Raw genomic sequence first — 7,178 nt, 5'->3', positions numbered from 1 at the left:
CACCCCGGGCCCCCGTGCGGACGCACTGGCGCACATCTCGCCCGACTAGGTGGCTGCGGCGTTCGCCGACCTCGGTGCGGCGATCGAGGATTGCCCGCGCGGATGCACGCACCTCGGACCGCCAGCAGATCCCGAATGCAAGCTCGACCTGCTGGAGGGCAAATCAGCTCGACGCGTCGTCGCTGTGCGACAACTGCTGGAAGCGATCAAGTCCAACGATCAGTACTGAGCGCCCCCGAGCGACGTTCCGGGCGAGAACAGCAAAGCGGCCCGACACCATCGAATGGTGTCGGGCCGCTTGCTGTCTACGGTCAGCGCAGTCGACGATCAGCGCAGGCCGAGGAGGCTGCGCAGCTTTCCGCTCTTGCGCTTACGTGCGATGGCGCTCTTGAGGCCACTGCGACGCCCGGTCACGGGATCGACAGTCGAGGTCAGTTCGCCGTCGAACATCCGCTCCGACGCCGTCTCGGGCGCATTGTCGACGGTGTCCTTGAGGTACTTGTTGGGCAGCGACAGCTTGGCGATGGTGCGCCAGGACTTGGCGTACTGCACGGCAAGCGGGCCCGTCGTGTACGGCAAGTCGTACTTGTCCGCGAGCTGACGCACCGTGACCGCGATGTCCTTGTAGCGGTTGCTGGGCAGATCGGGGAACAGGTGGTGCTCGATCTGGTAGCTCAGGTTGCCCGTCATGAAGTCCATGAGCGCGCTGCCCTCGATGTTGGCGCTGCCGAGCATCTGACGCAGGTACCACTGAGCCTGCGTTTCCTTGTCGATGTCTTCCTTGGTGAACTTCTCGGCACCGTCCGGGAAGTGGCCGCAGAAGATGACCGCGTTGGTCCACACGTTCCGCAAAGTGTTGGCGGTGAAGTTGGCCGACAACGTGCTCTTCCACGCCGGGCCGGTGATGGCCGGGTAGATGACGTAGTCGCGCAGGACCTGCTTGCCGATCTTCTCGCCGACCTCACGGAGCTTGCGCTGCGTCTCTTCCTTGTCGGCGCGGCCCTTGGCCACCTTGCCGAGCTCGAGGTGCTGAGCGGCGATGCCGTACTCGAAGAACAGCGCGAGCAGCGTGTTGTACACCAGGTTGCCGGCGTTGAAGGGCTTCCAGCGCTGATCGCGGGTGACGCGGAGGAGTCCGTATCCGACGTCGTCGTCCATTCCGAGGACGTTGGTGTACTTGTGATGCAGGTAGTTGTGGGTCTGCTTCCAGTGCGCAGACGGGCCGGTGACGTCCCACTCCCACGAGGTGGAGTGGATCTCCGGGTCGTTCATCCAGTCCCACTGCCCGTGCATCACGTTGTGCCCGAGTTCCATGTTCTCGATGATCTTCGAGAGCGTCAGCAGGCCAACTCCGGCGAGCCACGCCGGACGACGACGGCTGGCGAAAAGCACTGCGCGGCCGCCGATTTCGAGCGAACGCTGCAGACGAATGACGTTGCGCACGTATCGCGCATCCTTCTCGCCACGCGACTCCTCGATGTCGCGACGAATCGCGTCGAGTTCGCGGCCGAGCGCTTCGATGTCGGCGTCCGTGAGATGTGCGTATTCCTTGACATCTGCAATCGCCATGGAAAGCCTCCTAGCAGTGAGTTAGGCGCAAAGTAGTAAGTGCAGAACGATCATCGATTCGAATCGTTCAGATCAACTGCACCTACTGTAGCGTAACTTACGGCACCGTAGGTTAGGTTTTTCCCGATGTAACCTATATCACTTCCGGCGCTTCGGCATGCGGGAACGGGCCTGCGACTTGAGTGCGGTCAACAAACCGAGACGCTTACCGGTGATCGGATCGGTACGAAGGTCCTCGACCATCGCCATGGCTGCGTCCCGGAATCCCGAGTCGCGGAACCGCAGTTCCGAAGACGTTTCCGGAGCATTGTCCGAGGTTGCGGTCAGCCACTTGTCCGGCAAAGCCAACTTGTGGATGGTGCGCAGAGCCAGAAGATACTGCTTGAAGAGCGAACCGGTGGTGTACGGGAGATCGAACTTCTCGCACAACGCACGCATCTTCACAGCGATTTCGGGATAGCGGTTGCTCGGCAGATCGGGAAACACGTGATGCTCGATCTGGTAGCTCAGATTGCCGCTCATGAGTCCCATGAGCTTGCCGGAATTGAAGTTCGCGCTACCGAGCATCTGGCGCAGGTACCACTCGTGACGAGTCTCCTGCTCGAATTCGGCAACCGTGAACTTCTCGGCACCGTCCGGGAAGTGGCCACAGAAGATGACGACGTACGCCCACAGGTTGCGCACGAGGTTCGCGGTCGCATTGGCCGACATGGTCGACTTCCACGCCGGCCCCGTCAGCGCCGGGAACAAGATGAAGTCCTTACCCACCTGACGAAAGATCTTGCGCGCGAAGTCTTTGTTCGCCTGCGAGTTCAGCTGCCCCTTTTCCGCGCCCTCCAACTCGGCTGCCGCCGTGAGGTCGTGCAGCGCGATGCCCCACTCGAACGTGGCCGCCAAGATCACGTTGGCGATCGGCTGGAAGAGGTTGATCGGCTTCCACGGCTCGTCACGAGTCATACGCAGAATCCCGAAACCGAGATCCTCGTCCATACCGACGACGTTGGTGTACGTGTGGTGCTGGTAGTTGTGGGCGCGCTTCCAATGCTCGGAAGGACCGGTCTGATCCCACTCCCACGAGACGGAGTGAATCTCGGGATCGTTCATCCAGTCCCATTGCCCGTGCATGACGTTATGCCCGAGTTCCATGTTCTCGATGATCTTCGACAGGCTCAGCAGGGTCGTGCCGACCAACCATGCCGGTCGGTACCGACTGCCGAACAATGCGATACGCCCGCCGAGCTCCAACGCCCGCTGGACGCGAATGACGCGACGAATGTAGCGGGCGTCCCGGATCCCACGAGAGTCTTCGATGTCGAGTCGAATCTGATCGAGTTCACGTCCGAGAGCTTCGACATCGGCCTCGGTGAGGTGCGAAAACTCTTTGATATCGGTGATGGCCACCGTGGTCCTCCGTGTGCCTAGAAGCTATGCGTCCAGCGTACAGTCGCCGGCGGCGGCGGAGATGCACGTCTGGATGCGCTCGCCCTCCGCGTGCTGTTTTCCCGAGCGTAGGTCGATCGCGTGGCCGGCGACGAGAGGCACGACACACGTCTGGCAGATGCCCATGCGGCAACCGAAGGGCATCAAGGCGCCGGACTGCTCGCCGGCTTCCAGAAGCGTCGTCGCGCCGTCGACGGTGATCGTCTTACCCGACTTCTCGAACGTGACCGTGCCGCCGTCCGCCGAGGCGTCGATGCGTGAAACCGCGAATCGCTCCATGTGGAGTCGATCCTCGATGCCTTCCGCCTTCCAGACGTCTTCGAGCTCGTCGAGCAACGGAAGGGGTCCGCACGCCCAGGTGTGGCGCTCACGCCAGTCGGGACAGACCGTGTCGAGAGAACTGAGTTTGAATTTTCCGTCGCGGCGCGTGAGCTGAACGTGGCTCACGAAGTCCTCGTGCTCGGCGTGCAGTGCTGTGAGTTCGTCGGCGAACATCACGTCGGATTCCGTCGGAGCCGAGTGGATGTGCATGACGTCGGGCAATTGACCGCGCCGGTTCATCGTCCGCAACATGCCCATGACCGGAGTGATGCCACTGCCGGCGGTGATGAACAGGATCTTCTCCGGCGGCGGATCCGGCAACGCGAAGTTGCCCGAAGGCGTGGCCAGTCGAACGATGGTTCCCGACGGCACGGCCCCGCTGACGAGGTGGCTCGAGAGAAAGCCCTCGGGCATGGCCTTGACCGCGATGGAAATGCGCTTGTTCTCCCAGTTGGGAGGCGAGGTAAGTGAGTACGACCGCCAATGCCAACGGCCGTCGATATGCAGACCGATGCCGATGTACTGCCCCGGCTGGTAGTTGAAGTCGAATCCCCAACCCGGCTTGATGACGATGGTCGCCGAGTCCGTGGTCTCGGGCCGGACTTCGACGATCTGGCCGCGCAGCTCGCGGGCGGACCACAACGGATTCGCGAGGTGCAGATAGTCGTCGGGAAGCAATGGTGTGGTCAGCCGAGCCGCCGCACCGCGAAGCAGATTGAGCTTCGACCGCGCTGCCGGAACTACCGACGCTGCCGGTGCCTCGATCCAGTCCTTCAGACCCATCAGACCTCCACCTCTCACCTTCCGAACCCACCGCCTACGGTACCGTAGGTTATCAGGTTACGGTACCGTAGGTTACTTCACGGTAAGCACATTCACAGCAGGTCGAGCAAGAACGGCAACTCCTGCGCGGCGTACCACGCCAACTCGTGGTCCTCCGCGTCACCGAGCGTGAACTCGGCATCGGCGTCACCGAGATCCGCCGCGTCGACTATGCCAGCAGCGCGCTCGATGTCCGATTCTGCCTGTTCGAGGTCGACATGCACAGATGCAACCTGAGCCATCGTCACAGGACCCGCCAATCGGACTACCGAATCGTCGAGATCGGGCCGTAACTTCACATCGGCATCGTCGACGTCGGCGGCAACGACAGCACGCCGGAAGGTGACGTCACCCTCGGTTCCGGCGATCAGTCGCAGCGACGCACGCGCAGCCTCACCCATGGCGACCTCGGCCAACTCGTCGTCGTCCCCCGCCGCGTACGACTCACGCAGAGTCGGGGTGACCGCAAAAGCCGTCCGGCTCATCGGGTCGAACTCCTGATCTGCGACCAACTGCTGCAAAATCTCGACCGTCGCCGGTACGTACACCCTCATGAGACCACCTTCATGCTCGTTCGTCACCGACTCGCATCCGTCAATTCCTCGAGTGACTCGAAGATCAGCGAACGAACGACGTCGACGTCCGACATCGCGTCACGGTCGGCATTCAAACCGTAGTAGACATTTCCGTCGTACGACGTCAGGGCGATGCTGAGTGTCTGATTCTTGAGTAGTGGCGACACGGGATACATCTCGAGCATCCGAGCCCCACCGAGGTAGAGCGGAAATTGCGGCCCTGGCGCATTGGTGATCATCAAGTTGAACATTCGCTGCGACAGACTGCTGGCCGCACGCGAGCTCATCGCATGCAGCGTCGCCGGCGCAAACCCGGACATTCGCACCATCGTCTGCGCGGTGACCCGCCGACCCTGACGCGCGAATGCCTCCGTCGCATGGGCCACGTGCGAGAGCCGAACCACCGCGTTGGGTTCACCGACAGGCAGGTCGATGAGGAACGAGGAAACATGTCCGGGCGCTTGCGGATCGTCGACGTCAGGACTCTCCGGGCCGTCGGTGTAGACCGACATGGGCACCATCGCTCGCACGATGGTCGCCTCGGTCACCGGTTCACCGCGCGAGAGCAACCAGTTCCGCATCGCACCCGCGATGACGGTCAGGATCACGTCGTTGATCTCGCACCCGTACCGCGCACGAATGCGTCGATAGTCCTCCAGAGACGTCTTGGCCACCGCAAGTCGCCGATTGCGCGAGATGGTGGCATTGAGCGGGCTCGACGGGGCCACCTGGGTCGCCGTTCGAACCACTTCTGCAAGCTTCCCGAGTGCACTCACTGCCTCGGTGACGGATGTGGTCACGTCGTTGAACGCTGCACGCGCCCGTGCGATCCCCTCCCCCGGGCTCGTCACGAGATCTGCCAGTGCACTGACCAACAAGCTGGTGTCGCTCGGCGGCCTGGCGGGCATCCACAATTCTTCGGGGCCTGGCGCTCGATTCTTCTCCGGATCGAAGATCACCTGACTGATCTCTGGAGCCGCCTCGCCGTCCACCAACGACGAATGAGACTTCGTGAAGATGGCAAATCTGTTTCTGGTCAGCCCCTCGACCAGGTACATCTCCCACAACGGCCTCGTGCTGTCGAGTGGTCTCGACGTCAGCCGCGCGATCAGATCCATCAGCTGTTCGTCGGAACCCGGTTTGGGCAGAGCAGATCGGCGAACGTGATAAGTGATGTCGAAATCCGAGTCGTCCACCCACACGGGGCGGGCCAGGCCGAACGCCACCTCACGCACTCGCTGGCGGTAACGCGGAACCGATCCGAGCCGCTCTTCGACCAGACGAAGCAATTCCTCGTGATCGATCCCGTTTCGCAGTTGCCGGAAGATCCCCAACGAGCCGACATGCATCGGCGTCGTCCCGGCTTCGAGGAAGTAGAAAGCAGCATCCTGAGTCGTCAGTCTGTTCACCATGGCTTCGTGTCCCCTCCGTCGCCGAGATCGAACAGAATCGACAACTCCTCGATGGTCGATTCCGAGCCGACGTGGTGGACCCCGACCATCCCGACCGCCACCGCCGCCCGGACGTTGATTTCGAGATCATCCACGAAAACGAAGTCCTCCGGCTCGACGCCCAAACGACTCGCCGCCAACAGATAGATCTCGGCGTCGGGCTTCGCCATCTCGACATCACCGGACAAGATCACGTCGTCGACCAAGACCCCGTCTCCGAGATCCCGCAACCACTGAGCATTGGCACCGCCGGGATCGTTGCTGACGATTCCCGTCACGATTCCGCGGGCCTTCACCGCGCGCACGACCGCGCTCAAGCCGTCGAGATCCGATCCCGGACCGAACAGCACGCCACCGACATCCAACAGAAGTCCCCGCACGCCATCACCCTAAGTCGCGATGGTGATCACGGCGACATCTCGAGCGATTCGTGTCATGCTTCTCACCATCGCTCGGGGGAGCGAAGTCCGAGACAGCTGTCTCGGACGCAGGATCATCCGGGGGGGTGTGATGGAGCCGGACTGCAAGATCGTTCTCGAGCCGGCGCCGCAATTCGAGCCTCACCCGCATACCGTCGTGCTGTCGCGGCCACAGTGCCGGCCAGACCGAACGCAGTGCCGAACAGACCGGATGCTGCGTCGCCCGCGAAAGACGCCACACAACGGAACGTCGCCCAGTACCGGGTTCACTCACGCTCCGGAACCGCGGCTGGTAGGTGCCGACATCTTCTGGAACCGATCACTACGTCTGGTTCTCGAAACCGTCGACCGACGACGAAATCCACGGCAACTCAAGGGCGTGTTGACGCCGTCCGTCCTGGAAGTTGTTGCGCGACTTTACACTTCGGATTCCTCGGCCCGGAAGCTGGGCGGCGCGGCCGTTCACCGCACCCACGTTCAAGCAGTGTCGGAGAGTACCGCCGAAGTCTGTGCGACGTACACACGAGGCACGCAGACTTTTGCCGTCGCAGGCCGGATCGACCACACAGACGAAACAGGCT

General features: G+C 62.2%; 7 protein-coding genes and 1 pseudogene. 2 read left to right on the top strand and 6 right to left on the bottom strand.

Annotated features, from left to right (window positions below; translation table 11 throughout):
- A pseudogene (locus RWT78_RS26500) lies at positions 1-229 on the top strand (ribosome small subunit-dependent GTPase A); the annotation flags it as partial.
- Positions 230-327: 98 nt separating this feature from the next.
- Here RWT78_RS26500 and RWT78_RS26495 read toward each other — a convergent pair.
- The 6 genes from RWT78_RS26495 to RWT78_RS26470 form a co-directional block, all read right to left on the bottom strand.
- Entirely contained in the window at positions 328-1,569 is a 1,242-nt protein-coding gene (locus RWT78_RS26495; RefSeq protein ID WP_003940700.1) for a fatty acid desaturase, read from the bottom strand.
- A 138-nt stretch (positions 1,570-1,707) separates the two neighbouring features.
- The gene (locus RWT78_RS26490) at positions 1,708-2,970 is read right to left on the bottom strand and encodes an acyl-CoA desaturase (RefSeq protein ID WP_003940901.1); all 1,263 of its coding nucleotides are present in this window, start codon (positions 2,968-2,970) and stop codon (positions 1,708-1,710) included.
- A gap of 24 nt (positions 2,971-2,994) precedes the next feature.
- On the bottom strand, positions 2,995-4,113 hold the full coding sequence (locus tag RWT78_RS26485) for a ferredoxin reductase (protein ID WP_003940928.1): 1,119 nt from the start codon (positions 4,111-4,113) through the stop codon (positions 2,995-2,997).
- A gap of 92 nt (positions 4,114-4,205) precedes the next feature.
- Entirely contained in the window at positions 4,206-4,706 is a 501-nt protein-coding gene (locus tag RWT78_RS26480) for a DUF6912 family protein (RefSeq protein ID WP_030535010.1), read from the bottom strand.
- A 23-nt stretch (positions 4,707-4,729) separates the two neighbouring features.
- A complete protein-coding gene (locus RWT78_RS26475) occupies positions 4,730-6,139 on the bottom strand; it encodes a wax ester/triacylglycerol synthase family O-acyltransferase (RefSeq protein ID WP_007731194.1) in 1,410 nt (469 codons plus the stop codon).
- Positions 6,133-6,558 (bottom strand): HAD-IA family hydrolase, encoded by a 426-nt coding sequence (locus RWT78_RS26470; RefSeq protein WP_021343720.1) that lies wholly within the window; start codon positions 6,556-6,558, stop codon positions 6,133-6,135. Before RWT78_RS26470 ends, RWT78_RS26475 begins: the two co-directional genes overlap by 7 nt.
- A 250-nt stretch (positions 6,559-6,808) precedes the next feature.
- Between RWT78_RS26470 and RWT78_RS26465 the strand changes: the two genes are divergently transcribed.
- Positions 6,809-7,178 (top strand): Rv3235 family protein (locus RWT78_RS26465; RefSeq protein WP_314681983.1); only part of this gene is annotated, 370 nt, incomplete at its 3' end.

This window comes from uncultured Rhodococcus sp. (assembly GCF_963525155.1).
Taxonomy (GTDB): Bacteria; Actinomycetota; Actinomycetes; order Mycobacteriales; family Mycobacteriaceae; genus Rhodococcus_F; species Rhodococcus_F qingshengii.
This window is presented reverse-complemented; position numbering and strand designations above follow the sequence as displayed.